Source organism: Cobetia sp. cqz5-12, from assembly GCF_016495405.1.
Taxonomy (GTDB): Bacteria; Pseudomonadota; Gammaproteobacteria; order Pseudomonadales; family Halomonadaceae; genus Cobetia.
Window position 1 is genome coordinate 849,894 of sequence record NZ_CP044522.1, and the last position, 26,515, is coordinate 876,408.

The following is a 26,515-nucleotide window of genomic DNA, read 5'->3' on the forward strand; positions in this document are numbered from 1 at the left end:
AGGCTGGTATGCCCCAAGTGGCTGCTCCTATACTGGGAAGTCAAATCCCTCTGTACGGGTTAAACGGAACGTAAACCCGTTCTGGGTGGTGCGGCAGACATGTTGTCTGTCAAAGCGCGCAATTATTTTCATGATGAACCAGAATCAAGGAGCTGGCCCGACCTATGGCAGGACATTCCAAATCACAGGATATGGTGGTCGGGCTGGACATCGGAACCTCCAAGGTAGTCGCGATCGTGGGTCAGCCGACCGATGATGGCGGTATCGAAATTGCGGGAATTGGCTCCCACCCTTCACGTGGCATGAAGAAGGGTGTGGTGATCAACATCGAATCGACCGTACAGTCGATTCAGCGCGCAGTGGAGGAGGCTGAGCTGATGGCCGGCTGCGATATCCACTCGGTATATGTGGGCATCGCCGGCAGTCATATCAGTTCGATGAATTCCGATGGTGTCGTGGCGATCAAGGATCGCGAAGTGACGCCGTCTGATATCGAACGCGTGATCGACTCGGCACGCGCTCGAGCGATTTCTGAAGGTCAGCGCATTCTTCACGTGCTGCCGCAGGAATATGCCATTGACCGTCAGGAAGGTATTCGCGAGCCGTTGGGCATGTCCGGGGTGCGCCTTGAGGCGCGCGTTCACCTGGTCACTGCCGCACTGAATGCCGTGCAGAATATCGAGAAGTGCGTGCGTCGCTGCGGGCTCGAAGTCGACGACATCATTCTCGAGCAGCTCGCCTCGAGTCATGCGGTTCTGACCGAGGATGAGCGTGAATTGGGTGTGTGCATGGTGGATATCGGCGGTGGTACCACGGATATCGCCGTCTTCACCGAAGGTGCCATTCGTCATACGGCTGTGATCCCCATCGCGGGTGATCAGGTCACGAATGACATCGCCATGGCGCTGCGCACACCGACGCAATATGCAGAGGAAATCAAGGTCAAGTATGCCTGTGCCCTGACCCAGCTGGCCTCCAGCGACGAGACGATCAAGGTGCCGAGTGTCGGTGACCGACCGGCACGTGATCTGTCCCGTCAAGCGTTGGCTGAAGTGGTCGAGCCCAGGTATGAGGAACTGTTCACCCTGGTCCGCGATGAGTTGCGTCGCAGTGGCTATGAAGATCTCGTGGCTGCGGGCGTGGTTCTGACGGGTGGAACGTCACGCATGGAAGGTGTCGTTGAGCTGGCGGAGGAAATCTTCCACATGCCGGTTCGCATCGCTTGCCCGCAAAATGTGCGTGGACTGGCGGATGTGGTCCGCAATCCGATTTATTCCACGGGTGTGGGTTTGCTACATTATGGGATGAAACAGGAGCGGCACACGCCATCGTCGACGACCGTCGCGGTGCGCAGAGAGGAATCTGCCGCGCGACGCGTTCACGGCCAAGAGCACGACACCTCCACGCTGGAGCGGATCAAGGGCTGGTTCAAGGGAAATTTCTGACAGGGATTACAGAAAGACTGTGATCCAGGAGACAGGGCATATGTTCGAACTGGTAGATAACGCACCCTCCAGCAGCGCGGTCATCAAGGTGATCGGTGTTGGCGGCGGCGGTGGTAACGCCGTCAATCACATGGTCGAGAGCAATATCGAAGGCGTCGAGTTCATCTGCGCCAACACCGATGCTCAGGCGCTCAAGCGCGTGGCCGCCAAGACTGTCCTGCAGCTGGGCAGTGAAATCACCAAGGGTCTTGGCGCTGGCGCCAACCCGGAAGTGGGCCGCCAGGCCGCGATGGAAGACCGTGAGCGTATCGTCGAGCTGCTGCAAGGCGCCGACATGGTCTTCATCACGGCTGGCATGGGGGGTGGTACCGGTACCGGCGGTGCTCCTGTCGTGGCGCAGGTCGCCAAGGAACTGGGCATCCTGACCGTGGCCGTCGTCACGCGTCCGTTCCCGTTCGAAGGGCCGCGTCGTCAGAAGGCGGCAGAGCAGGGCATGAAGGAGCTCTCCGAGCACGTCGACTCCCTGATCACCATCCCCAACGAGAAGCTGCTGTCTGTACTGGGCAAGAGCGCCAGCCTGCTGAGTGCCTTCAGCGCCGCCAACGACGTGTTGCTGGGTGCCGTGCAGGGGATCGCGGAGCTGATCACCAGCCCGGGCATCATCAACGTCGATTTCGCCGACGTGCGCACTGTCATGTCCGAGATGGGCATGGCGATGATGGGTACCGGTGACGCCATCGGTGAGAACCGTGCTCGTGAAGCCGCCGAGAAGGCCATTCGCAGCCCGCTGCTCGAAGACATCGATCTGCACGGCGCGCGCGGTATCCTGGTCAACATCACGGCGGGCCCGGACCTCTCCATCGGTGAATTCAACGATGTGGGTGCCACCGTGCAGGAGTTCGCTTCTCCGGACGCCACCATCGTGGTCGGGACATCCATCGATATGGACATGACCGACGAGCTGCGTGTCACTGTCGTGGCGGCAGGTCTCGACGGTCGCGTCGAGAAGCCGGCGGCGCGTGAAACGGCACCGGCCAAGCGTACCGTCGAGAAGCCGGCGGACTACCGCAGCCTGCAGACGCCGACGGTCACCCGTCAGGCCAAGGAAGAGCAGGAAGCGGCAGCCAAGAAGTCGGAGCCGCGCAAGTCGCGTGATATGGATGACTATCTCGATATCCCGGCCTTCCTGCGTCGCCAGGCTGACTGATGCGCACTGACTGACACGTCATTGACGCTCATGTGCCAGTCGGCATGAGTCTGAGATGACACGGCTCATCGTGAGTCGGACTTCACCCACCCGGGGCTTCCCGGGTGGGTGAAGTCGTTTCCGGGGCAGACAAAAAGGGCCTTTCGCTGCTGGTGCGGGGCGCTGCCTGTGCGTCGCGGGTGCATCCGCCAGTGCCGTGGGTGCGTAAGGAGGAGAGGCCTTCAAGCTGTCTTGCACATTGATTATCGTTTTATGGCAGTGCGAGTGAGAACTGTTTGGTGATTGCGTGTTCATACTCAGCATGAGGCCAGCAGGCGCGCGGATCAGCCTCAATGGTGCTCGAAAGGCAATGTTGAATTTCCCTAACAGCGGCAGGTGACAATTTGTTGAATTCCTGCATTGCTGTTATCATGAACACTGTTTCCAAATTCAGGCTGACTGGCTATCTCCCTATGATTCGACAAAAAACACTCCAGAATACGATCCGCGCCACAGGCGTTGGTCTGCACTCAGGTGACAAGGTTTACCTGACGCTGCGTCCTGCTCCGGTCAACACCGGCATCGTCTTCATCCGCACCGATCTCGAGCCACAGGCTCATATCCGTGCCGATGCGATGAGCGTCCGTGACACCACCATGTGCACCGCCGTCTCCAACGGTGAAGCCAAGGTGACGACCGTCGAGCACCTGATGTCCGCCTTCGCTGGTCTGGGCATCGACAATTGCTTCGTCGAGCTGTCCGCGCCGGAAGTGCCGATCATGGATGGCAGCGCGGGTCCGTTCGTCTTCCTGATCCAGTCCGCTGGTATTCAGGAGCAGTCGTCGCTCAAGAAGTTCATCCGCATCAAGCGCGAGATCGAAGTGCGTGATGGTGACAAGGTCGCGACCTTCCTGCCGCACAACGGCTTCAAGGTGTCCTTCGCCATCGACTTCGATCACCCGGTGTTCGAGCAGCAGAAGCAGACCACCACGGTCGACTTCTCTACTACCTCCTTCGTCAAGGAAGTATCGCGCGCGCGTACCTTCGGTTTCATGCGTGATCTCGAGTTCCTGCGCTCCCAGAACCTCGCGCTGGGCGGAAGCCTCGACAACGCCATCGTCGTCGATGACTATCGCATCCTCAACGATGAAGGCCTGCGTTACGACGATGAGTTCGTCAAGCACAAGGTGCTGGACGCTATTGGTGATCTCTATCAGTTGGGTCACAGCATCATTGGTGAGTTCCGTGGCTACAAGTCCGGTCATGGCCTCAACAACATGCTGTGCCGCGCACTGCTGGAAAATGCCGACAGCTATGAGATCGTCACCTTCGAGAACTCCGATGCGATGCCGATTTCCTATGCTTCTCCGGCGCTTGCCGTCTGAGTCGAGGCCAATGACATCTTCGAAAGCTGCAAGACGAGGTATTTCAGAAGAAAAGCACTCAGAGAGACAGTACGAGAAGAACACTGTGACCTAGCCCGTCCAGCCTGACAGCCCTGCTCCGGCCTTAGCCAGCCGGAGATGGAAACGACAACAGCCGCGCCGCCCTTCCGGGCGGCGCGGCTGTTTGCATGCAAGACAAGCAATGTGTGAGTTGGCTCAGGGCGTCTCGGTCTCGTCGCTCGAACCCGATGCGTGTGCTGCCAGTCGCTCCAGGGCGAGGCGCAGACGCTCGTCCCGGGTATGTGAGGCGCAATCCAGCAGATGTTCCGCGGCAGCTTCTGGGAGGTGGCGTGGTTGGCGTGCGGGCACGAAGGCCGGTCGGATCGGTCGGACCTTGAAGGCCAGACGCGCGAGGGTGGCGAGTTCTGGAAGCTCGCGCAGCACACTGATCAGGCGGCGCTGCTCATAGCGCAGCCAGGTCAGCCAGGAGGCGCGGCTAGTGATCAACGTCAAGGTGTCATCGTGATAGCCGCCGACGAAGACCTGTTCCTGCATGTCTTTGGGCAGTGCAGCACGCAGGTGCAACTGGGCCAGCTCAAGCATGCGCGCCTGGCGCATGACGCTGCCAAGTTGCCCCTTGCCGTTCAACAGGCGCGCCGCGGGCTGGGCGCGGAAACGCTTAGCCTTTATACTCATGGGCTTGCATGCCGGTTCAGTGATTTCCGGCAATCTATCATGAGCGGGAGTCCGGCAACAGCATGAGCCCTGTCGATGCCACAGCACGCCCTCGTGCGTTACCGGATTCCGGTAGCGGCGCTTCGCGTCGCTGGACGGTACGCACGGCGCCGCGCTGGCTGCTGGCAGGCCTGCTGCTCAGCTGTCTGTTCCCCGCTGGACTGAGCGCGGCTCAGGTTGAGCGTGTCAATCTGACGCTGGCCAGCATCCAGTTGCTGGCACCCGCGGTGATTCGTGCCGAGAGTCGTCGCCAGGGGCTGCGCTGCCTGCGCAAGCGGGTGCGTCGTGTGCCCCAGGCCAGTCCCAACCTCCCACGCCAACGCTCCTTCGTCTCCTGCACGCGCGTCCTGCTGCGTGGCCTCGTCAATGCCATCGCGCCTCGTGCGCCGCCCATTCTGTCCTGACACCCCCGTTCATCGTTCGCGCCGCGGATGATGAGGTTCGTTTTCTCTTTCGAGCGTAATGCCTGATGGGCCTCGGGCCACATCGAGCTGCCTGTCATCGCATTTGGCGGCAGCGCTTGAGTGTCATGACATGTGAAGGCGTGACCCGTCCACGGGTCACGTACAAGGACAGAATATGCTGGGTAAATTCCTGACCAAGGTAGTGGGTTCCAAGAACGATCGCGAAGTGAAGCGCCTGCGCAAGCGGGTCAACGCGATCAATGCGCTCGAGAGCGAGCTTGAGCCGCTCTCCGATGAGGCGCTGACAGCCAAGACCGCGGAATTCCGCGAGCGTCTCGCGCAAGGGGAAAATCTCGACAAGCTGCTGCCGGAAGCCTTTGCAACCGTGCGTGAGGCCAGCAAGCGCATCATGGGCATGCGTCACTTCGATACCCAGATGGTCGGCGGCATGGCGCTGCACGAAGGCCGCATCGCCGAGATGAAGACCGGTGAGGGCAAGACGCTGGTGGGAACACTGGCGGTCTATCTGAATGCACTGACAGGCGAAGGCGTCCACGTGGTGACGGTCAACGACTATCTGGCCACCCGTGACGCCAACTGGATGCGTCCGCTGTATGAATTCCTCGGCCTGAGTGTCGGTGTCATCTACTCCGGCCAGCCCAACGAAGACAAGCGCGCCGCCTATCAGGCCGATATCACCTACGGCACCAACAACGAATACGGTTTCGATTACCTGCGCGACAACATGGCTTTCTCGCTGGAAGACAAGGTCCAGCGCAAGCTGCACTTCGCTATCATCGATGAGGTCGACTCCATCCTGATCGATGAAGCGCGCACGCCGCTGATCATCTCCGGTCCGGTGGAAGAGAATACCGACCTCTACAAGATCATCGATCGCATGGCACGCGAGCTCGAGCAGTGTAGCGATGAGGAAGATCCGGAAAGCGGCGACTTCACGCTCGATGAGAAGCAGAAGCAGGTCGAGCTGACCGAGTTCGGCCACCAGAAGGTCGAGGCGCTGTTGCGTGCCCAGGAGCTGCTCGGGGAAGAGGATTCCCTGTATGCGGCCCAGAACCTGAGTCTGCTGCACCATGTGCACTCTGCGCTGCGTGCTCAGAACCTGTTCGTGCGTGACGTGGATTACATCGTCAATAACGGCGAAGTGGTCATCGTCGATGAGCACACCGGGCGTACCATGGTCGGTCGTCGCTGGTCCGAAGGTCTGCACCAGGCGGTCGAGGCCAAGGAAGGCGTTGCCATCCAGAAGGAAAGCCAGACGCTGGCATCCACGACCTTCCAGAATTACTTCCGTCTCTACGACAAGCTGTCCGGCATGACCGGTACGGCCGATACCGAGGCCTTCGAATTCCGTCAGATCTACAACCTCGACGTGATGGTCATCCCGACCAACAAGCCCATCGCGCGCAAGGACATGAATGATCTGGTCTACCTGACCGCGGAAGAGAAGTTCAACGCCATCATCGAGGATGCCCGCGAGAAGGTCGCGGAAGGCCGTCCGGTGCTGGTGGGTACCGCCTCGGTCGAGACCTCCGAGCTGCTGTCGCAGATGATGCACAAGGCGGGCGTCAAGCATCATGTCCTGAATGCCAAGCAGCACGTCAGCGAGGCTGCCATCATCGCCCAGGCGGGTCGTCCGGGTGCCGTGACCATCGCGACCAACATGGCCGGTCGTGGTACCGATATCATGCTGGGTGGCAACTGGGAAGCCGAGCTGGCCGCGCTGGAAGCGCCGACCGAAGAGCAGATCAACGAGATCAAGCATGGCTGGCAGGAGCGTCACGAAGCGGTGCTGGCGGCGGGCGGCCTGCATGTGATCGGCTCCGAGCGTCACGAGTCACGCCGTATCGACAACCAGCTGCGCGGACGTGCCGGTCGCCAGGGTGACCCGGGCTCCACGCGCTTCTTCCTGTCGCTGGAAGACAGTCTGATGCGCCTGTTCGGCTCTGATCGCGTGCAGCGTCTAATGGGGGCACTGGGGCTCGAGAAGGGCGAAGCCATCGAGCACAAGATGGTCTCCAATGCCGTCGAGCGGGCGCAGAAGAAGGTCGAGGGTCGCAACTTCGACGTGCGCAAGCAGCTGCTTGAGTACGATGATGTGGCCAACGACCAGCGCAGCGTGATCTACGAGCAGCGCAACGACATCCTCGAAGCCGACGAGATCGCCGAGAACATCGCCGGTATCCGTCGTGAAGTGCTCGATGACGCCATCTCCCTGCGTGTGCCGCCGCAGAGCCTGCCGGAACAGTGGGATCTGCCGAGCCTCGAGAACGACCTCAAGACCGACTTCAACCTCGACCTGCCACTGGTGCAGTGGGCGGAAGAGGACGAGCACTTCCATGAGGAAACGCTGCGTGAACGCCTGCAGGACGCCCATGAAGCGCTTTATGCCGAGAAGGTCGAGGCCGTTGGCCCTGAGCTGATGCGCCGCTTCGAGAAGCAGGTCATGCTTCAGGTGCTGGACACGCGCTGGAAGGAGCACCTGCAGGCGATGGACAACCTGCGTCGCGGTATCCACCTGCGCGGTTATGCCCAGAAGAATCCGAAGCAGGAATACAAGCGCGAAGCGTTCGAGCAGTTCCAGACACTGCTGGTCAATATCAAGTCCGACGTGGTGCGCATTCTCAGCCACGTGCAGGTGCGTCGCCAGGAAGAGGTCGACACGCTGGAAGAAGAGCGTCGTGCCAATCTCGAGCGCGAGCAGGCCAGTGCCGAAACGCGCCGTGTCGATGAAGATGCGGTCAGTGAAGACGGTGTCCAGGCGGCCGAAGAGGTCGTCGAGGCACAGTACGGTTCGCAGCCTCAGGGTCAGGCCGATGGCGAGCCGATGCGCCGCGATGTGCCCAAGGTCGGCCGCAACGACCCGTGCCCGTGCGGTTCCGGCAAGAAATACAAGCAGTGCCACGGCAAGCTGAGCTGACACTGCGCCAAACAGCCTCCCTGCGCGTCACGTCGATTCGGCTCGCAGGGGGCAGTTGTCACAGAACACCATGATTGGAGACGTGAGCGATGGCGGTAGGGCCTTCCACTTTTCCCGCTGACATGCCGGCGATTGCCGGCTTTCAGATCGGGGTTGCTGAAGCCGGTATCAAGAAGCCGGGTCGTCGTGATCTGGTGATCATGGCCCTCGAGGCAGGGTCGCGTCTTGCAGGCACTTTTACCCGCAACGCCTTCTGCGCGGCGCCGGTCCATGTCGCACGTGAGCACCTCACGGCAGGCGTCGAAGGACCGCGTTATCTGGTGATCAACACCGGTAATGCCAATGCGGGAACCGGCGAGCAGGGCATGACCGATGCTCGCGCGACCTGCCAGGCCCTGGCGGAGATCGCCGGCTGTGATGCCCGGGCAGTGATGCCGTTCTCGACCGGCGTGATCGGTGAACCGCTGCCGATGGGTCGCCTGACGGCGGCGTTGCCGACAGCCTTTGCCAACCTGGGTGAGGGCGACTGGTCTGCCGCAGCGCATGGCATCATGACCACCGATACGCGGCCCAAGGGCAGCTGGCGGATGCTGACGTTGAGCAATGGCGAGAGCGTGACGCTGGCGGGTGTTTCCAAGGGCTCCGGCATGATCTGCCCGAACATGGCGACCATGCTGGGCTTCGTGGCCACTGATGCTGATCTCGCCATCGATCAGGCGGCGCTCGACGCCATGCTGCGCCGGGTGGTGGTCAAGAGCTTCAACAGCATCACCGTCGATTCCGATACCTCCACCAATGACGCCTGCATGCTGGCTGTCACGGGGCAGGCCGGGCGTGTCGAGGGTGAAGACCTGATCGCGTTCGAGGCTGCTCTGGCGGAGGTCATGCTGGAGCTGGCTCAGGCCATCATTCGTGATGGCGAGGGGGCGACCAAGTTCGTCACCATCGAGGTCAGCGAGGCGCGTTCACAGGAAGAGGCACGTGCCGTCGGCTTTACCGTCGCGCACTCGCCGCTGGTCAAGACAGCCCTCTATGCCAGCGACGCCAACTGGGGGCGCATTCTGGCGGCCGTCGGACGTGCGCCGCTGGAAGAACTGGACGTCACGGGTGTCGCGATCACGCTCAATGACGTCACCATCGTCGAACAGGGCGGCCGTGCCGACAGCTATACCGAAGCCGCCGGCAGTGCCGCCATGGCCGAGGAAGAGCTGGTGATCGGCATCCGCCTGGGACGTGGACAGCAGGAAGCTCGCATCTGGACATCGGATCTGTCCCACGATTACGTCTCGATCAACGCTGATTATCGTAGCTGACGCCCGAGGGCGAAGGCTTACGCTGAAACGGTAATGCAATATCTCCCGCAGGCTTCGCCTCTCGAGGCGGAGTCGGATGTACAACGCGAGTCAAAGGTACAGGCATCATGCCGAAGCGAAGGGTTCACGTGGCGGCTGCCGCCATCTTAAACGAACAGGGCCAGGTCCTGATTGCACGTCGTCCTTCGACGGTGGATCAGGGTGGCTTGTGGGAGTTTCCGGGTGGCAAGCTGGCGCCTTACGAAACCGGTCTGGAAGCGCTCAAGCGTGAGCTGTGCGAAGAGTTGGGTATCGAGATCATTCGTGCTCAGCCGCTGATCCGTATTCATCACGAATACCCGGACAAGCACATCCTGCTGGATGTGTGGGAAACGCGTCAGTTCACTGGCGAGCCCTTTGGTCGTGAAGGGCAGGCAGTGCGCTGGGTCGAGATCGAGGATCTCTACAAGTACGCCTTCCCGGCGGCGAATCTGCCGATTCTGCGGGCGGTCTCGCTGCCGCGCGAGTATCTGATCACGCCAGAAGAAGCTGATGAAAACGTCTTCGAGACACGTCTGATGCGTGCACTGGATGAAGACGGCGTGCGTCTGGTCCAGCTGCGCGCCAAGGAGCTGGATGAGGCGGCCTATATCGCGCGTGCCGAGAAGGCGCTGGCGATCTGTCACGCGCGTGGCGCCCGCCTGCTGCTCAATGCCGAACCGTCCATGCTCGACAAGGTCGATGCGGATGGTATCCACCTGACCAGCGTGCGTCTGGCAGAGCTGGCGGAAAAGGGCGAGCGCCCGATTGCCGCCAACAAGTGGCTGTCTGCCTCCACCCACGATCAGCAGCAGCTGGATCAGGCCGGTCGTGTGGCGTGTGACTTCGTGTCACTGTCGCCGCTGCGTGTGACGCCGTCGCATCCGGAGCGTCCGCCGCTGGGCTGGCATGACTTCCAGGGGCTGGTCGAACAGGCGTGCATGCCGGTCTATGCGCTGGGTGGCATGTCCCGCTATGATAGCGATCACGCACGCGCCGTTGGTGCCCAGGGGATCGCATCGATCCGTGATTTCTGGAAATGATGATCGCGCGTTGATGGCAGTTGTCTGAACAAAAAAGACCCTCGAGGCTAGCCTCGAGGGTCTTTTTTGTTGCCGAGCACTTTTGTTGCCGAGCATCTTGGTTATCGAGCGTCTTGAGTGTCTAGCTCTGCATCAGTCTGAACCAGCAGGGCTTTCTCGAGCGCTACTGCTGATGCATGTCGCGCTCCATGCGCGCCACCATCTCGTCGATGCTGGTCTCATCCATGGCAGGCTCACCGGCGATGCTGTGGGATTCGTCAGCCCAGGCGCCAAGATCCAGCAGTTGGCAGCGTTTGCTGCAGAAGGGGCGAAACTCGCTGGCGGCACTCCATACCACGTCGGTACGGCATTGCGGGCAAGCGACGGTCAATGGTGTCTTGCCATTGTGGGAAGCGGTGGCATCAGACATGAGGGGTGTCCTGAAACGGTGTATGGGGAGCGCTCAGTGATCGATAGTAGGCATCGATGGCCGCTACCTGTTCACGAAGATGCGCTTGGCTTCCGTCATTGTCGATGACATCGTCGGCCTTGGCCAGTCGTGTCTCACGTGGCAGCTGGGCGGCGAGGATGGCGCGTACCTGCGCTTCGCTGACACCATCGCGACTCAGCGTGCGCGCCAGCTGGATATCCTGGCTGACATCCACCACCAGGGTGCGTGAGACGAGGCTGTCCTGCCCGGACTCGAACAGCAGGGGAGAGACCAGCAGGCGATAGGGGCTGGTCATGGCCGCGAGATGCTCGACGATCCGCTCCCGGATACGCGGATGGGTGCAGCGCTCCAGCCATTGGCGCTCCTCGGGGGCAGCAAAGATCCGCTCGCGCAGTGCGGCGCGATCAAGCTCGCCCTGCGCCGTGACGATTGACTCGCCGAAGTGGGCGATGATCTCGGCCAGTGCGGTCTCGCCGGGGCGCACGATCTCGCGCGAGACATCATCGGCATCCACCCACTGGATGCCCAGCTCGCCGAAGAGTCGCGCGACGCTCGACTTGCCGCTGCCGATGCCGCCGGTGACCCCGATGATAGGGCCTTGGGTTGGAGAGGACGTCGTCATGCGCCGATCACGCTCAGGTAGAGGCTCATCAAGGGCGTGCCAAACAGCAGAGCAATCCAGCCGGCAACCGCCAGGTAAGGGCCGAAGGGCATCGGTGCGCCGCGCAGACGCGGTACCAGCAGTTGCAGCAGGATGCCCAGAACGGCCCCGAGACCGGCGGACAGAATCAGCAACAGCGGCAACCACTGCCAGCCGAGCCAGGCACCCAGCGCGGCGAGCAGCTTGAAGTCACCGTAGCCCATGCCTTCCTTGCCGGTGATCAGCTTGAATAGCCAGTAGAAGCTCCACAGCACCAGATAGCCCGCCATCGCGCCGATAACGGCACTGGGCAGCATCAAAGGCTGGAACAGCAACTGATAAGCAAGGCCTGCCCACAGTAGTGGCAGGGTGATGGCATCTGGCAGCAACTGGGTGCGGAAGTCGATGACTGACAGCACCAGCAGGGTCAGACAGGCACCGAAGATCCACAGGCTCTGTGTCTCCAGGCCGTAGATCAACGCGATGGAAGCGCCGAGCGCGCCACCGGCAAGTTCCACCAGCGGATACTGCGCGCTGATACGCGTATTGCAGCTGGCGCAGCGACCACGCCGTTTCAGCCAGCCGAGAATGGGGAGGTTATCGTGCCACTTGATTGGCGTGTCACAGCCCGGGCAGCGTGATGCGGGCACCAGCAGATTGAAGCGCGGTGTATCTTCGGCTTCCAGCTCCAATGCCTCGCGGGCCTCGGCGCGCCATTGACGCATCATCATCACGGGCAGGCGAGTGATGACGACATTCAGAAAGCTGCCGATCAGCAAACCGAATATACCGGCCAGGCAGGCTAGCAGTGTGGGGGAGAGTTGGGCGAGTGATTCCACGAGTCGTCCTTGTCAGTAAATGACACGGCCGCGTCCCTGAGGTGGCGCGGCCGCTTGGCATGAAAGCATCTTTCGGGTGCAGGCCGCGTTCTAGATCGCGTTGCCCAGCTCGAAGATGGGTAGATACATCGAGACCACAAGCCCGCCCACCAGGGTGCCTAGCACCACGATGATCAAGGGCTCCAGCAATGAGGTCAGCGCATCTACCTTGTTGTCGACGTCTTCTTCATAGAAGTCGGCGACCTTGTTGAGCATGGCATCCAGTGAGCCGGATTCCTCGCCAATTGCCACCATCTGTACCGCCAGTGTCGGAAACAGCTGGGTATTGCGCATGGCGAAGTTCAGCTGCTGGCCGGTAGAGACATCTTCCTTGATCTGGGCAATGGCGCGCTCGTAGACCTTGTTGCCTGAGGCGCCGGCGGCAGTATCAAGCGATTCCACTAACGGAACACCTGCCTGGAAGGTCGTAGCCAATGTACGTGAATAACGAGCGACAGACGATTTATCCAGAATATCGCCGAGCACAGGTACCTTGAGCATGAAGCGGTGACAGCCATAAGCAAATTTTTCAGATCGTTTCATGCCTTGAGCAATAAGCATTCCAGTAAGCACTACTATGCCAAGGGCTACATACCAGTAGTTTTGAGCGTACTCAGACAGATTAATAGTCAATTGAGTAAATGCTGGGAGTTCTGCGCCAAAGCCTTGAAAAAGAGTTTCAAATTGTGGAACTACCTTGATCAACAGAATAGCTGTTACCCCGATCCCGACGCCGATCACGGCGATAGGGTAATAAAGGGCTTTCTTGACGCGCGCCTTGAGGGAATCAATCTTTTCTTTATACGTCGCGACACGATCGAGCATCTTATCCAGGGCGCCAGCTTGTTCGCCGGCTTCGACAAGATTGGCAAACAGGTTATCAAAATGCTGGGGGTGTTTGCGCAAGGCTTCCGAAAAACTGGCGCCTGCTCCCACCTGATTCATCATGTCTTCGACCAGATGACGCATACCTGGACTCTTCATGCTTTCAGCCACGATGCCGAATGCCTGAAGTACCGGTACGCCAGCACGGATCATGGTCGCCATCTGACGGGCGAACATGGTGACATCCTTGCCGCTGACCTTCTTGCTACCACCAAACAGGGAGGACTTCTTGCGCAGGCGCTTGAGCACGATTCCCTGGCTGACCAGCGTGTTCTTGACCTGATCGACGTTGGCCGACATCAGCTCGCCCTTGACGTTTTCGCCACGCGAGTTCTTGCCCGACCATTGCCAAGTTTCAATGCCCGCTTTTTTCTTGTCTTTCTTGGCAGTTCTGGGAGTTGCCATGTCAGTTATCGTTCCCTGATAAATGGGGAGCAGGCATTGAAGATCGAGCCATGATCAATGCCTGGGTCATCTTGTCTTCAATGTGCCTGATGACTGAGGAAAAGTCAGCTATCTGGCGTATTGATCGTTGCCAGACATCATATGCGATCACTCCATGCTCGACCTGTCAGCAGTGGCTCAGTCCTTGGTGATACGATTGACTTCTTCCAGCGAGGTCATGCCCGACATCACCTTGCGCAAGCCGCTACGCCTCAGGTCAGAAAGCCCTTCCTTGCGCGCCTGGTCTGCCAGCTCGATGGCGGTGCCCTCACGCATGATCAAGCGGCTCATCTCATCCGAGATCGGCATGACTTCATAAATGCCGACTCGCCCCTTGTAACCCAGTGTGCACTGGCTGCAACCGACGGGGCGGAATATGGTCGCTGCCTCGAGTTCTGCTGCACTGAAGCCATTGTCTTCACTGAAGCCCATCGAGGCCATCGCCTCGGGCGGAATTTCCGTGGGCTGGCGGCAGTGGGTGCACAGGCGACGCGCAAGGCGCTGAGCGATGATCAACGAGACGGAGCTCGCGATGTTGAAAGGGGCAATCCCCATGTTGCTCAGACGCGTCAGTGTCTCGGGTGCTGAGTTGGTGTGCAGGGTAGAAAGCACCAGGTGGCCGGTCTGTGCAGCCTTGACAGCAATCTCGGCGGTTTCCTTGTCTCGAATTTCCCCCACCATCACTACATCGGGATCCTGGCGCAGGAAGGCGCGCAGGGCCGAGGCGAAGTCCAGTCCGATCTTGGGTAGCACGTTGACCTGGTTGACGCCTTCTACCTTGAGTTCGACCGGATCTTCCGCCGTCGAGATATTGCGCTCCGGTGTATTGAGGATATTCAAGCCGGTGTAGAGCGTCACGGTCTTGCCGCTACCGGTAGGCCCAGTGACCAGAATCATGCCCTGGGGCTGATTCAGCGTCTTTTCGAACATGGCGCGCTGTTCGGGTTCGAAGCCCAGCGCCTCGATGCCCATCTTGGCCGAGCTGGGGTCCAGGATACGCAGTACCAGCTTCTCGCCATACACGGTGGGTAGTGTATTGACGCGGAAATCGATGGAACGGGACTTGGACAGGCGCAGCTTGATCGCGCCGTCCTGCGGTAAACGGCGCTCAGAAATATCCATGCGCGACATGACCTTCAGGCGTGCCGAGATCCGGTTACGCATATTGAAGGGTGGACGGGTATTCTCAACCAACATGCCATCGATACGAAAACGAATGCGATAGGTGGATTCGTAGGGCTCGAAGTGGATATCCGAGGCACCACGCTTGATGGCATCCAGCAGTACCTTGTGAACGAAGCGCACCACTGGCGCATCATCACTGTTGGCTGTAATGGCTAGATCGTTGTTGTTATCTTCTTCGCCTTCAAAATCCAGCCCATCGAGTGCTTCGCCATCTTCGCTCAGCATGTCCATGGCGCTTTCTTCGCCGGCTTCCAGGTACTGCTCCAATGCTGGCGTCAGCTGGTCGGCGGCGACCAGGACACTCTCGATCGACAAGCCAGTGGCAAATTGCAGCTCATCTAAATGCGTAAGTGTTGATGGGGAGGGCACGCCGACGGTCAGCCGATGCTCACGGCGATAGAGTGGCAGTACACCCAGCTTGCGCAAGACCTTCTCGGGCAGCTCGTCAATGGAAGGCAGCGAGTCGATACGAAGGGCATCGAGATCCACATACGGCAGGCCATATTCCCAGGCGGCCGCCAATGTCGCGTCACGTGCTGTCACCAGACCATGCGCAATGATGTGCAGCAACAGGCTTTCCCCGGCCTCATTGGCTTCCTGTTCAGCCAGCTGTGCTGCCTGTGGTTCGAGCAGGCCAGAGTCGACCAGTCGGGCGGCAAATCCTTTTAGCATGTGTTCTGACTGGGGCATGACACTCTTCCTGTTGCAGTTGCCGATGGACCTACTCTGACTGCTTCAAACGTGAAGCATGCGCTGATGCGCTGTGCGCAAACTCTGGTGCGGTAAGCCATCGTATAACAAATATCGTCTTGCAGAAGAGTGTAGCTGGATTGCCCAGCGCTAGGAATGGCGCATTCATGACATGAAAGGAGGATAGGGCTTGTGGAGGTGAGCTAGCCAAACGCTGGTGGGGCGGGAGTAACGTTGAAGAGATCCTGAATCTCGATCACAAACTTTTTGTGTTCGTTGCTTGCAATGTCACTGAGTGTAATCTATTGTAACAACCAAGCAGCCGTCAGCGCCGCCAAGAAAGCGTCTTGCGACATGGCAATGGCACCTGAACTGTGGCTGTGGTATCACTCGTCCCGTCCGGTCGACACCCCGTGATATCAAGATGTTATGCTGGTAAAGATGTTATTGGGAACATTAGAATCAAGCGCCCACACTGACATTCTTCTGTAACATCCTGCTGGTCAGGGAAGGTAACCGGGGTTTCAGGGCGTACGACCTGATCTCACTACGCAAATGCAAGGGAGTCACACCATGACACGCAAGCAACAAGCTGGTTTTACACTTATCGAGCTGATGATCGTTATTGCCATCATTGGTATTTTGGCTGCTATAGCAATCCCGCGTTACCAGGATTATACTAAGCGTGCTAATGTCTCTGAAGGTTTGCAGTTGGCAGCAGCTGCCAAAACTGCAGTTACAGAAGTGTATTCTACTTCTAGTAGCTTCCCTACTTCTAATGCAGCGGCAGGCTTACAGGATGCTGATACCATTACAGGTAATGCGGTTGATTCTGTGACAGTAGGGGATCTTGGTGTTATTACAGTGAACTACAACAGCACCGTAGATGACGGCGCGGAGATTACTCTCACTCCTTCCGCTGCATCTGGTGGCAGTATTACTTGGAGTTGTGGTAAAAATGCAACCATGGATGATGCATGGGTGCCTGCAGACTGTCGTTCTGGTTCATAATATCAATCTATGATCTTAAAAGGGGCTGCACTGACGTGCAGTCCCTTTTTTATTGATATGAGGGATCTAAATGTATAGGGTTACAGCTTTTTTTGCCATTTTACTATTTTATCCGTTAATGCAGCTAGGGCAGCGTATACCTAGTGAAAATATGCCTCAAAAATTTTTTAATTTAGATTTTTCTGTGCATGACTTTTCTAGGTATGACTTCTATATTACCGGAATATACCTATTGGTCTATTCGGTCTTCTGTTTATGGGTTTTATTCATTACTCTTCTAGCCTCGCGATGGATCCTTAGTATTTCAGGGCAGCGGGTAAGACCCATATTTATTAATATTGTAGTCGCTCTCATTCTATTCCTGGTGCTTGATGTAGTGAATGGAGTCAAATTTCCTAATTCGCAATTCAAAGTTTTAGATTTAAGCTTCAATGAATTTTGGATGAAGTATATAGGTGCGACTTTAAGTTTATTCTTATCATTTTTTATAGTGTTATTTAGTGATTCCTGTAGACGGCATTTTGCATTGATATCGCTTCTGCTTGTGCCATCAGTACTTCTGGTCGTTAATTTTTCTCTTTATAAGTGGAGCGATGGTTATACGACGAAAGGTGTGAATAATATAACCTATGTTCTAGGTGTTGACTCAGTTAGAGCAGATGCACATTCTCTACTGGCTAATAATTCTACCTTTTTAACTTCTAAGCATTTGTCTTCTTACAATAATGCTTGGTCACCTGTAGGAAGAACATATGCTTCTTGGAATGTATTGACGACAGGGCTGGCTCCTGAGAATAACAGAGTAAGATTCAATTTATCGAGCGTTGAACCAAAATGTACGATGTTTAACATTTTTGAAGATCATGAGTGGAATATAATTTATGGATCAGATGAAAAAAGGTTTAATCATATTGGAGAAAAATGCTCACTTGAGAATAATCTTGGCTCGTCTACACAAGCATTGGATTTTGTTGCAGCGTCCCCTTTGTTAGATATGCCATATTATAACTTGTTATCTGAATACGATTTTGTTTTCAAAGAGATTCTTCCGTTCCATATTCATAATAGAGCTAATGCTGTTACTTACGATCCGTACCAGGCTGCAAAATATTATGCTATAAAAGCAAAGAGTAAAATTACGGCTGGAGATAACTTGTTGGTGTTTCATTTCACTCTTCCTCACATGCCATGGACTCATCGTTGGAGTCACCTTTCTCAAGCCAGTGATAATCGAAAGTATGAAGTGATGGTGGAGGATGCTGGCCGTGCATTAGATATCTTTACTGATGTTCTTTCAAAAATTGATAGCAACAGTTTTGAAGGGGTTATATGGTCTGATCATGGTGAATCATTCACACAGCATAGCTCACATGGAAATGACTTGTTTTGCTGTAGCAACGTTGGTGGACATGGTACTTCAGCTGAAATATTGGAGCAGTATAATATATTTATTTCCTTCTCAAATTTAATTAATGATGAGTTGGTGTATTCCGACGATAGTTTTATAACCAGTCTGGATATACTCCCTACATTGATCGACTGGCATTTCGATAAGACTATAGTTAGTGATGGCTGCAATCTATTGCGGTTGTGTAGAAATTCTTTAGCGCGTAGCTTGACTCTTGAGTCTGGTTTTACAGTAAAAGAAATGTTAAAAAAGACTCCAGATCTATCTAAGATTATGGAGCAAGGAATAGCTGCCTATACTGTAAAGGGTGGGAAGGTAATCCTTAGAGCTGAATTTGAAGAAGAATTGATACGCACAAAAGGGTACAAAACCGTATATGGGATAATGAGTGTCAAAAATGAAAAGAAAAGTTATAGAGATATTCACTGAGCCTTTCACTCGTTAGCTAAGTCAGGCTACCTTCCGGTAGCCTGATGTTATCAATAAAGCGCTTCTTCTTCCTCTACCACATCTTTCAGTAGTTCCAAAAATAGCTTGTCCGCATCGGAGTGCTCTGCGGGATCTTCCGGGATATGGATGCTGGTAGTGTCAGAAATTTCGTTGGCGATGATAGCCAGCACTGCTTGCTCATTCTTTCCTTGTTCTGCCCCTTCCTTGAGGCGCGCTCGCGCCACGACCAGTGACTGCTCGAGAATCTTCGGGTCTTGCAGCAGCTTGCGGATGAAACCTTTCAGCTCACTTATGATGCGTGTCTTGTGCATTTCGCCGGATGCGTTGCTCATGGCGTGCTCCTTGTCTGGTGGATGTCTGTCTTTGAGTTCAGCGTGAATTCTGGTCTAGATGACGATGCCTGGAACGCCTTTGAGCGCTTTTGAACGGTGAGGGGCCAATCCAGGCCTGCCTTGAAACTCATGAAACCATGTCTGCCTTTGCCTGCAGTGTAACCCACACGTCAGCGCTGGTGGATATGTGACATCACCCCAATCTCCAGCTGGCCAAACCACTCAAGACCCGCTGCAAGGTGTTCCATCTCGGCGATTGATGCGTTGCGCGAGTCGGCGTCGTGGTTACATTGCTGAGCTGTTTCCCAGGCGGCTTGCGTAGCACCACCCGGCAACTCCAGCAGGATATCCACATGCGGGGACGACGAGTCGGTGTCAGCAGGTGTGGTGGCATGGTTGACGTAATGCAGGGTGAGGCCGCTGCGCGCCTGCCAGAGAGGTGACTGCTGCCAGCATTCCTCGAGTGCGGAGATGATGTCGCTGCGCAGGGGTAGGGGCTGCTTCAGCGTGGGCTGCGCCTGGCTGGCCTGACCGAGATGCGAGTCATCTTCGGGGTCGATGTGATAGAGCACATCACTGAGCTGGGGGAATTCAGCCTTGAGGCGAGCCACGGCGTGATGGCCGATGGCATGGCCTTCCGAGACGCTGATGCGTGGCGCGACCAGCAGGTGGACTTCCAGCACGATACGGCCGGCCAGCGTGCGGCTGCGCAGGTCGTGCGCGCCACGCACCTCCGGCAGTGACAGCAAGCACTCACGCATGGCGTGTTGCTGTTCACGCGGCAGGGCGGTGTCGATCAGTTCGCGTGAGGCCTCCCAGGCCAATGAGGCGCCGATCTTGCCCACCATCACACCAACGACGACCGCTGCGATGCCATCCAGCCAGCTTGCCCCCAGCTGGGTACCGATCAGGCCTATCAGCACCGCCACGGTGGAGAGCGCATCACTGCGCGAGTGCCAGGCATTGGCCTCCAGCAGCTTGGATTTCTGCTTGCGCGCGATCTTCAGCGTAGCGCGAAAGATACCTTCCTTGCCGAGCAGTGAGATGATCGCGATGCCGATGCCCAGCGCGCCGGGCAGCGGGATGGTCAGTGAGCCGAACATCAGCTCCCAGCTGCGCAAGATGCCTTCCCAGCCAATGGCGCCTGCCACGGCCAGCAGCAGGCTGCCAAGCACGAGGGTACCGAGCGTCTCGATGCGCTCATGGCCCCAAGGATGTGAGCGATCCGGTGCCTGGCGGCCGTAGTGAGTCGCCACCAACACGAAGGCATCCGTCACCAGGTCTGACAGAGAATGGATGCCATCGGCGATCAGTGCCTGTGAGCCGACAATTTTGCCGATGATGAGCTTCGCGACACCCAGCACGCCATCCAGCGCCGCGCCGATCAAGGTGATGCGCTGTGCCTCACGCTTGGCGCTTGCTGAGCTGGCAGACTCCGTGGATGACGATGGTGGCATGGAGGGGGGCATGGGAAGGCTCGCTCAAAGGGGAGTCGGGTGCGTCATCAAGTTAGCGCCTACTCCTGCGCAGGCAGGGCAGGAGTCAGCGCACGCAGCTGTCTTCAGAGATCTCACCGCTGGGGCGCAGGCGCCGCGCGAGGCTGTCAACGCCGATATTGAGTATGGCGGTGAGCACCAGCAAGGCAAATGCCTGATCAAACATCAGGTATTCGAAGCTCGAGTCGATGTGGAAGCCCAGCGTTACCACCCCCAGCATGCCGAGTATGGCCGTCTCGCGGATGATGGTTTCGGCGCGGTAGAGCAGCAGCGCGAACATGCCGGGAGCGACACGTGGGTTGAGCTCATAGAGCCAGCATTCGAACTTGCCCTGCGGGCGACTGGGCGGCAGCTGAATCTGGTTGGCATGGCGAGCACACAGAAAGGCGATGATCGCGCCGTTGTGCAGCGCCAGCGCCAGCCAGGCGGGCAGCAGGGAAGGCCCCAGCAGCAACAGCAGGATGAAGGCCAGAATCAGCTCTGGCGTGGTGCGCAGGAAGATCAGCAGGCCGTTGGTCGAGTGTTGTGAGAGGCGATTGCCCACATGGCGGCTGGCCAGCGGCCATAGCAGCATGGCGATCAGCAGACTGCCTGCGGTGCCCAGCAGACCGAGCAGCAAGGTATTGCCGATGGCAGGCAGCAGATCGGGCAGGTGGCTTGCCCACTGCAGCAGGTCTGTCGCGAGCTCACCCGAGATCAGTGACTCGAATGATGCATTGACCAGCGGCGCCGGCCAGATGTCATGACTGATGAAGCGCCACAGCAGGGTCGGGCTGACATCGGGCCATGGCCCCAGCCACCAGAGACTGGCGATGGCCAGCACCGGCAATGCCCGACGGTGTCCCCACCACGGGAGCGTGGCGATCAGCAGATAGAAGATCCATAGCAGGGCGCCCGCCTCCGCGTAACGGCCCTCGCGAAAGGCGCTCTCCAGATAGAAGCCCAACGTGGGCAAGCCGACGAAACCGAGCAGGACGCTGGCGCGCAGTCCGCATTCGAAGCGATAGCGGGTGTAGCTGGCCATGCGCCGCCACGCCATCGGCAGTTCTGCATACAGAAAGCGCATCGCGCGTGAGCTGGCACAGGGTAGCGCCTTGAGCGGCGCCTGCGGCAGTTGTTCGAGAATCTCGGCATAGACCTTGGCGAAGGTCGCCGCATAGGGAATCGTGATCGCCGCCAGCGCCGTGGCGGCCGACAGCCCGAACACCTGCAGCAACAGCAGTGCCCAGAACAGCTCATGCACCGCGCGCAGCCCGCCACAGATGCCCCGCAGCAGGCGCGAACGAGAGTAGACCAATGCCAGTGGCAGCCCGATCAGCGCACCCAGCAGGGTGCCCCACAGCGCGAAGGCGATGGTCAGGACCAGAGCGTGCAGCGGGGATTCCAGCGCGCCGGGAGCCGGTGACGCCAGACCCGCCAGCATGCGGCCCAACTCCTGCCAAGGGTCGCGCGAGGTGACGGAGAGATCGGCGAAGGGCGCCAGCACCAGCATCGCGATGACCAGACCGCCACCGAGGCGCAACAGGCGCGCACCGTCACTGCGTGCCTGCCACCAGCGAGGAGGATGGCGCAGCTCTGCCGTCATGGTGGAGGGGTCAGCTGACATCGGATGACTCGCGGGTCGCCGCAGCGGGGTACAGGAAGTCCAGGTCGCCGGGCGTCAGTCCGTCGATCGCGACATCCAGCAGCACCTGACCCTGATCATGGCCCATGCCATCAGTCTGCTTGCCAAGACCGATCACGCGCGTGAAGTGAGTGAGTGCCAACTCGCGCTGATGAAGCGCCACCACACTGGTGGCGTGACGGGCATGAATCAACTGGATCAACTGGCTGGCCTGATGCGGGTCCACGCTTGCGACGGGTTCGTCACCGAGGAACAGGTCATGGCCCTGATAGAGCGCGCGTGCGATGGCGACACGCTGGCGCTGACCGCCGGAAAGCGCCTCGACGGAGCGCTCCATCAGGCCGGCGATACCCAGCGGTTCGCACAGCGCGGCGACCGCCTGCCAGTGAGCCGGTTTCGGGCGCAGCAGATTGAACAGATTGGTCAGCCGTGAGTGTTGGTCCAACCGGCCCATGAAGATGTTGTGGTAGACCGACAATTGCGGCACCAGCCCCTGGCGTTGAGGGCACCAGGCGGCCGCTACGCCGCGCTGTTGCAGCGCGGCGCGCAGGGCTTCCAGCAGCGTGGACTTGCCTGCGCCACTGGCACCGAGCAGGGCGATGCGCTCGCCCGGCAGGAGGCGAATATCCAGATCACGCAAGACCACCTCGGCGCCATGGCCGAGGTGATCCTGCGAAAGGTGCAGCAGTGGAGAGGGTGTTTCCTGGGTCATGAGCTCAGCGCAGCAGACCGAGCTGTTCGCCGACGGTCTTGATCGGCGCGTAGTCATCGTTGCTGGCGGGAATGAAGCCGGAGCGCGGGAAGCTCTCGAGCAGGTCCGGGTCCTTCATGTCCAGCAGGGCCGTGGTGACATGGGCGGTGAAGTCCGCGCCGAAGTGGCTGTCGGCATCGCCACGAATCGTCCACTGATAATCCGGATAGGCCGGCGTCTGCCACAGTACCTGCACCTTGCTCGGGTCGACCTTGCCATCCTTGACGGCTGCTTCCCACACCGCGAAGTTGACCGCGCCCACGTCATAGGTCCCGGCGGCGACCAGCGCGATGGTGCGGGAGTGGTCGCCGGAGAAACCGACGCGGCTGAACAGGGCGTCCGGTGCCTGCTGGAACTGCTCACGCAGATAGTATTCCGGCATCAGGCGACCCGAAGTGGAGGTCTTGGCGCCGAAGGTGAAGGAGTGGCCTTCGACGGAGTCGGGCAGTGCGTCCAGCGGCTCGGCGGCATCGCCGGCCAGCTTGAGGTCGCGACGCGCGATGAAGTAGCTGCGGAAGGCGGCGTCTTCCACGCCCTGTGCGATGGCCACGGAGCCCGGCACCATCTGACGCGCCTGGACGCCTGTCAGGCCGCCGAACCAGGCCATCTGGATCTGGTCATTGCGAAAGGCGCTGACAGCGGCGCTGTAGGATTTGACCGGCACATACTCGACATCGACGCCCAGCTTCTCTTCCAAGTAGTCGGCAACCTTGTCGAAACGCTCGACCAGGCGTGATTCGTCTTCATCCGGAATCGCCGTGAACTTGAAGGTGTCGGCCTGAGCCAGACTCATGGCCACGGGAAGGGCGGAAATCAGGGTCAGAGCAGCAGTGGCCAGCCAGCGCATGGGAAGCATCCTCAGCATTCACGACATGAGACATCATGCGGCAGGCACCGCATGTCAGGGGGTATGGCGCGTATTGTTGTGTCTTGGCCACGCGGGTGCAAGCCCTACGCCATGCCTGAAGGATCGCTCAAGTGGGCCTGGGGCCATTAAGGCGTTGAATGGTCGCGCGGTAAGCGCTCATATGCCATGGCTGGGGCTGATGTTGCCGGGCCGGATGCTCATGATCTTCAGACAAGTGCTCAAGACTCTGGCGGGAAGCGGGTGTCCTTCAAACTGTCCTTGATCTTCTTGAGATGCTGCTGGAAATCTTCTCCACGGCGGAGCGTCACACCGGTGGCCAGCACGTCGATCAAGGCCAGGTGGATCATGCGTGAGGTCATCGGCATATAGATATCGGTGTCTTCCGGCGCCATGACTTCCAGCACTTCGGTGCACTCGCGCGCCAGCGGAGAGTCCGGTGCGGTGATGCCCAGTACCGCGGCACCATTGCTGCGTGCGAGCTTGGCGATATCGACCAGCTCGCGGGTGCGTCCGGTGTAGGAGATGATCACGATCACGTCGCCGGTATGGCAGGCGGCGGCCACCATGCGCTGCATGAGCACGTCTTCATAGGCCATGACCGGCAGGTTGAAGCGGAAGAACTTGTGCTGGGCATCCGCCGCGACCGGGCCTGAGGCGCCAAGGCCGAAGAAGCAGATCTGCTTGGCCTGGCTCAGGTAGTCGACGGCGCGTTCGATGCGTCTGGGGTCCAGTGCGCGACGGGCGTCGTCGAGCGCGGCCACGGTGGCGCCGAGAATCTTGTCGCCATAGGCCGCGGCATCATCGCTCTGATCGACACTGCGCGACACATACGGCGTACCGCCGGCCAGGCTCTGGGCCAGCTTGATCTTGAAGTCGGGGAAGCCCTTGGCATCGAAGTTGCGACAAAAGCGGTTGACGGTCGGCTCACTGACCAGCGAGGCCTGAGCGAGCGCCGCGATGCTCATGCCGGTGGCCGCAGCCGGGTCCGCCAGAATGACGTCGGCGACCTTGCGCTCGGAGCGATTGAGCTCGTCGAGACGTTCACGGATGCGATTGATGAGGTCGTGTACTGCCATTCGCCTGTTACCCTGCCATTGTGTAGTGAAATAACTACGTAATCTGGGCATCCTAGCCTCACTCGTCTGGTAGGCCAAGCATCTCTTTGGGTCACTTGCTGATCCAGGGGCGCGAAGGACGAGGTGAAGGCGAAAGCGCCGCTGACTACCACTTTTAGGTAAGTTTACCTATTTGTGGGGCGAATTGTCTTGAGTGACAGCGGCGTTATCGCTACATTTGTTGTTAATATAACCAGCCATGTATCGCCAACGCCTTCCCGGTGCCGTGTGTCATTCGAGCCTCTCCTCGCCGCGCCAACCTGCGCAGCCTTCATGGAGCGGGTTCGAAGTCGCCCACCTTGTCGGTCATTTCGGCATACAGGGCAGTTTCGACGGGAGAAATCGGCGGCATGAGTTCCGACATCATTCCGGGCGTGGATATTGCCCTGTTCGGCGCCTTGGGCGACCTCGCCAAGCGCAAGCTATATCCAGCCCTCTATCACCTCGACCGTGACGGCCTGCTCGAGAAGGCAACTCGCCTGATCGGTCTGGCGCGTCAGGATGTCAGCCTCGAATCCTTCAAGGACACCGTGCAGGCGGCGCTCAAGGAGCGCGTCAAGCCGGAACACCTCGAGAAGGAATGCATCGAGCGCTTCCTCTCTCGCATCAGCTACGCGGCGCTGGACTTCAGCACCGTGGAAGGCTATTCCGCGATCGCCGACTGGCGTGTGGATGCCAAGGGCAAGCCGTCACCGCGCCCGCTGATGATCTATCTTTCCGTACCGTCGCGTATCTACGGCGACATCAGCAGCAATCTGCAGGCGGCGGGCTGTCTCGACGAGCACTCGCGTGTCGTGGTCGAGAAGCCGATCGGCTCTGATCTGGAAAGCTCGCGTGTCGTCAACGACGCGATCGGCGCCGTCTTCCACGAATCCCAGATCTATCGCATCGATCACTATCTGGGCAAGGAAACCGTCCAGAACCTGATCGCGCTGCGCTTCGCCAACCCGATGTTCGGCAATCAGTGGAATCAGAACCAGATTTCCCACGTCGAGATCACCGTGGCGGAGAAGGTCGGCATCGAAGGACGCTGGGGTTACTTCGATCAGGCCGGTCAGCTGCGTGACATGGTGCAGAATCACCTGCTGCAGCTGCTGTGTCTGATCGCGATGGACCCGCCGTCCAACCTGGATGCGGACGCCATTCGTGACGAGAAGGTCAAGGTGCTCAAGGCGTTGCGCCCGATCACCGGCGAGCGTCTCAACACGGATCTGGTACGTGGCCAGTACATCGCGGGTGCCGTCGACGGCCAGCACGTGCCGGGCTATCTCGAGGAAGAAGGCGCCAACACCGAATCCCAGACCGAGACCTTCGTGGCCTTCAAGACCGAAGTCTCCAACTGGCGCTGGGCCGGTGTGCCGTTCTATCTGCGGACCGGCAAGCGCATGCCGGAAAAGCTGTCACAGATCGTGATCCACTTCCGTCAGCAGCCGCACTACATCTTCGATCCGGACCAGCGTTCGCTGGCGGCCAACAAGCTGATCATTCGTCTTCAGCCGTCCGAAGGCATCTCCCTGCAGGTGCTGACCAAGGACTCCGGTCTCGACAAGGGCATGCGTCTGCGTCCGGGCCCGCTGGATCTCGACTTCAACAGCGCCTTCCCCAAGCGCCGTATTCCGGAAGCTTACGAACGTCTGCTGCTTGAGGTCATCAAGGGTCAGCAGTATCTGTTCGTGCGTCGTGACGAGATCGAACACGCCTGGCGTTGGGTCGATACCCTCATCGATGGCTGGGAATCCCGCGCTGCCACGCCGCGCCGTTATCCGGCCGGCTCCTGGGGGCCCGTCTCCTCGATCGCGATGATCACGCGCGATGGCCGCAGCTGGTATGAGGAGTATTGA

Annotated in this window: 22 protein-coding genes; 10 read left to right on the top strand and 12 right to left on the bottom strand. The window is 58.7% G+C overall.

All coding sequences use genetic code 11. From position 1 onward, the window contains the following. Positions 1-164: 164 nt before the first annotated feature. The 3 genes from ftsA to lpxC all read left to right on the top strand — a co-directional run bounded on the left by ftsA (position 165) and on the right by lpxC (position 4,016). Positions 165-1,445, top strand: a complete 1,281-nt coding sequence (gene ftsA / locus F8A90_RS03640; RefSeq protein ID WP_043332496.1) for a cell division protein FtsA — start codon at positions 165-167, stop codon at positions 1,443-1,445. Between the two features lie 40 nt (positions 1,446-1,485). Next, on the top strand, positions 1,486-2,652 hold the full coding sequence (ftsZ, locus tag F8A90_RS03645) for a cell division protein FtsZ (RefSeq protein WP_043332494.1): 1,167 nt from the start codon (positions 1,486-1,488) through the stop codon (positions 2,650-2,652). 452 nt (positions 2,653-3,104) lie between these two features. Further along, a complete protein-coding gene (gene lpxC, locus F8A90_RS03650) occupies positions 3,105-4,016 on the top strand; it encodes a UDP-3-O-acyl-N-acetylglucosamine deacetylase (RefSeq protein ID WP_054555085.1) in 912 nt (303 codons plus the stop codon). 216 nt (positions 4,017-4,232) lie between these two features. On the opposite strand, the gene F8A90_RS03655 is transcribed toward lpxC, so the two are convergent. Beyond that, complete coding sequence (locus F8A90_RS03655) at positions 4,233-4,712, bottom strand: DUF721 domain-containing protein (protein ID WP_200019022.1); 480 nt, start codon at positions 4,710-4,712, stop codon at positions 4,233-4,235. A 62-nt stretch (positions 4,713-4,774) separates the two neighbouring features. Here F8A90_RS03655 and F8A90_RS03660 point away from each other — a divergent pair, with 62 nt between their 5' ends. The 4 genes from F8A90_RS03660 (at position 4,775) to F8A90_RS03675 (ending at position 10,467) form a co-directional block, all read left to right on the top strand. Continuing rightward, on the top strand, positions 4,775-5,155 hold the full coding sequence (locus F8A90_RS03660; RefSeq protein ID WP_166019190.1) for a hypothetical protein: 381 nt from the start codon (positions 4,775-4,777) through the stop codon (positions 5,153-5,155). Positions 5,156-5,330: 175 nt separating this feature from the next. Beyond that, a complete protein-coding gene (secA, locus tag F8A90_RS03665) occupies positions 5,331-8,093 on the top strand; it encodes a preprotein translocase subunit SecA (RefSeq protein ID WP_166019191.1) in 2,763 nt (920 codons plus the stop codon). 89 nt (positions 8,094-8,182) lie between these two features. Then, the gene (argJ, locus tag F8A90_RS03670; protein WP_200019024.1) at positions 8,183-9,406 is read left to right on the top strand and encodes a bifunctional glutamate N-acetyltransferase/amino-acid acetyltransferase ArgJ; all 1,224 of its coding nucleotides are present in this window, start codon (positions 8,183-8,185) and stop codon (positions 9,404-9,406) included. Positions 9,407-9,513: 107 nt separating this feature from the next. Beyond that, positions 9,514-10,467 carry a Nudix family hydrolase gene (locus tag F8A90_RS03675; protein WP_200019026.1) on the top strand — a complete coding sequence of 318 codons (954 nt, stop codon included), beginning with the start codon at positions 9,514-9,516 and terminating at the stop codon, positions 10,465-10,467. Positions 10,468-10,630: 163 nt separating this feature from the next. Here F8A90_RS03675 and yacG read toward each other — a convergent pair whose 3' ends face one another. The 5 genes from yacG to pilB form a co-directional block, all read right to left on the bottom strand. Further along, the gene (yacG, locus tag F8A90_RS03680) at positions 10,631-10,876 is read right to left on the bottom strand and encodes a DNA gyrase inhibitor YacG (RefSeq protein WP_043332481.1); all 246 of its coding nucleotides are present in this window, start codon (positions 10,874-10,876) and stop codon (positions 10,631-10,633) included. Beyond that, complete coding sequence (coaE, locus tag F8A90_RS03685) at positions 10,869-11,519, bottom strand: dephospho-CoA kinase (RefSeq protein WP_200019028.1); 651 nt, start codon at positions 11,517-11,519, stop codon at positions 10,869-10,871. The genes yacG and coaE overlap by 8 nt, the downstream gene beginning before the upstream one ends. Further along, on the bottom strand, positions 11,516-12,376 hold the full coding sequence (locus F8A90_RS03690; protein WP_200019030.1) for a prepilin peptidase: 861 nt from the start codon (positions 12,374-12,376) through the stop codon (positions 11,516-11,518). The genes coaE and F8A90_RS03690 overlap by 4 nt, the downstream gene beginning before the upstream one ends. Before the next feature lie 90 nt (positions 12,377-12,466). Continuing rightward, positions 12,467-13,705 (bottom strand): type II secretion system F family protein, encoded by a 1,239-nt coding sequence (locus tag F8A90_RS03695; RefSeq protein ID WP_200019032.1) that lies wholly within the window; start codon positions 13,703-13,705, stop codon positions 12,467-12,469. Between the two features lie 177 nt (positions 13,706-13,882). Beyond that, positions 13,883-15,619: a type IV-A pilus assembly ATPase PilB gene (pilB, locus tag F8A90_RS03700; RefSeq protein WP_200019034.1), complete on the bottom strand. Its 1,737-nt coding sequence runs from the start codon at positions 15,617-15,619 to the stop codon at positions 13,883-13,885. A 573-nt stretch (positions 15,620-16,192) separates the two neighbouring features. Between pilB and F8A90_RS03705 the strand changes: the two genes are divergently transcribed. Next, complete coding sequence (locus tag F8A90_RS03705; RefSeq protein WP_200019036.1) at positions 16,193-16,630, top strand: pilin; 438 nt, start codon at positions 16,193-16,195, stop codon at positions 16,628-16,630. A 70-nt stretch (positions 16,631-16,700) separates the two neighbouring features. Then, positions 16,701-18,467: a hypothetical protein gene (locus F8A90_RS03710; RefSeq protein WP_200019038.1), complete on the top strand. Its 1,767-nt coding sequence runs from the start codon at positions 16,701-16,703 to the stop codon at positions 18,465-18,467. Positions 18,468-18,517: 50 nt separating this feature from the next. Here F8A90_RS03710 and F8A90_RS03715 read toward each other — a convergent pair whose 3' ends face one another. The 6 genes from F8A90_RS03715 to F8A90_RS03740 all read right to left on the bottom strand — a co-directional run bounded on the left by F8A90_RS03715 (position 18,518) and on the right by F8A90_RS03740 (position 24,635). Beyond that, entirely contained in the window at positions 18,518-18,820 is a 303-nt protein-coding gene (locus F8A90_RS03715) for a hypothetical protein (protein WP_043332474.1), read from the bottom strand. Positions 18,821-18,990: 170 nt separating this feature from the next. Beyond that, positions 18,991-20,289: a cation diffusion facilitator family transporter gene (locus tag F8A90_RS03720; protein ID WP_200019040.1), complete on the bottom strand. Its 1,299-nt coding sequence runs from the start codon at positions 20,287-20,289 to the stop codon at positions 18,991-18,993. A gap of 73 nt (positions 20,290-20,362) precedes the next feature. Further along, positions 20,363-21,922 (bottom strand): ABC transporter permease, encoded by a 1,560-nt coding sequence (locus F8A90_RS03725; protein WP_233593429.1) that lies wholly within the window; start codon positions 21,920-21,922, stop codon positions 20,363-20,365. After that, a complete protein-coding gene (locus F8A90_RS03730; RefSeq protein ID WP_200019042.1) occupies positions 21,912-22,652 on the bottom strand; it encodes an ATP-binding cassette domain-containing protein in 741 nt (246 codons plus the stop codon). Before F8A90_RS03730 ends, F8A90_RS03725 begins: the two co-directional genes overlap by 11 nt. Positions 22,653-22,656: 4 nt before the next feature. Continuing rightward, positions 22,657-23,538, bottom strand: a complete 882-nt coding sequence (locus tag F8A90_RS03735; RefSeq protein WP_200019044.1) for a putative selenate ABC transporter substrate-binding protein — start codon at positions 23,536-23,538, stop codon at positions 22,657-22,659. A 239-nt stretch (positions 23,539-23,777) separates the two neighbouring features. Further along, positions 23,778-24,635, bottom strand: coding sequence for a MurR/RpiR family transcriptional regulator (locus tag F8A90_RS03740; protein WP_200019046.1), 858 nt, complete (start codon positions 24,633-24,635; stop codon positions 23,778-23,780). A gap of 389 nt (positions 24,636-25,024) precedes the next feature. On the opposite strand from F8A90_RS03740, the gene zwf reads away from it, so the two are divergent. Continuing rightward, positions 25,025-26,515, top strand: coding sequence for a glucose-6-phosphate dehydrogenase (zwf, locus tag F8A90_RS03745; RefSeq protein ID WP_043332469.1), 1,491 nt, complete (start codon positions 25,025-25,027; stop codon positions 26,513-26,515).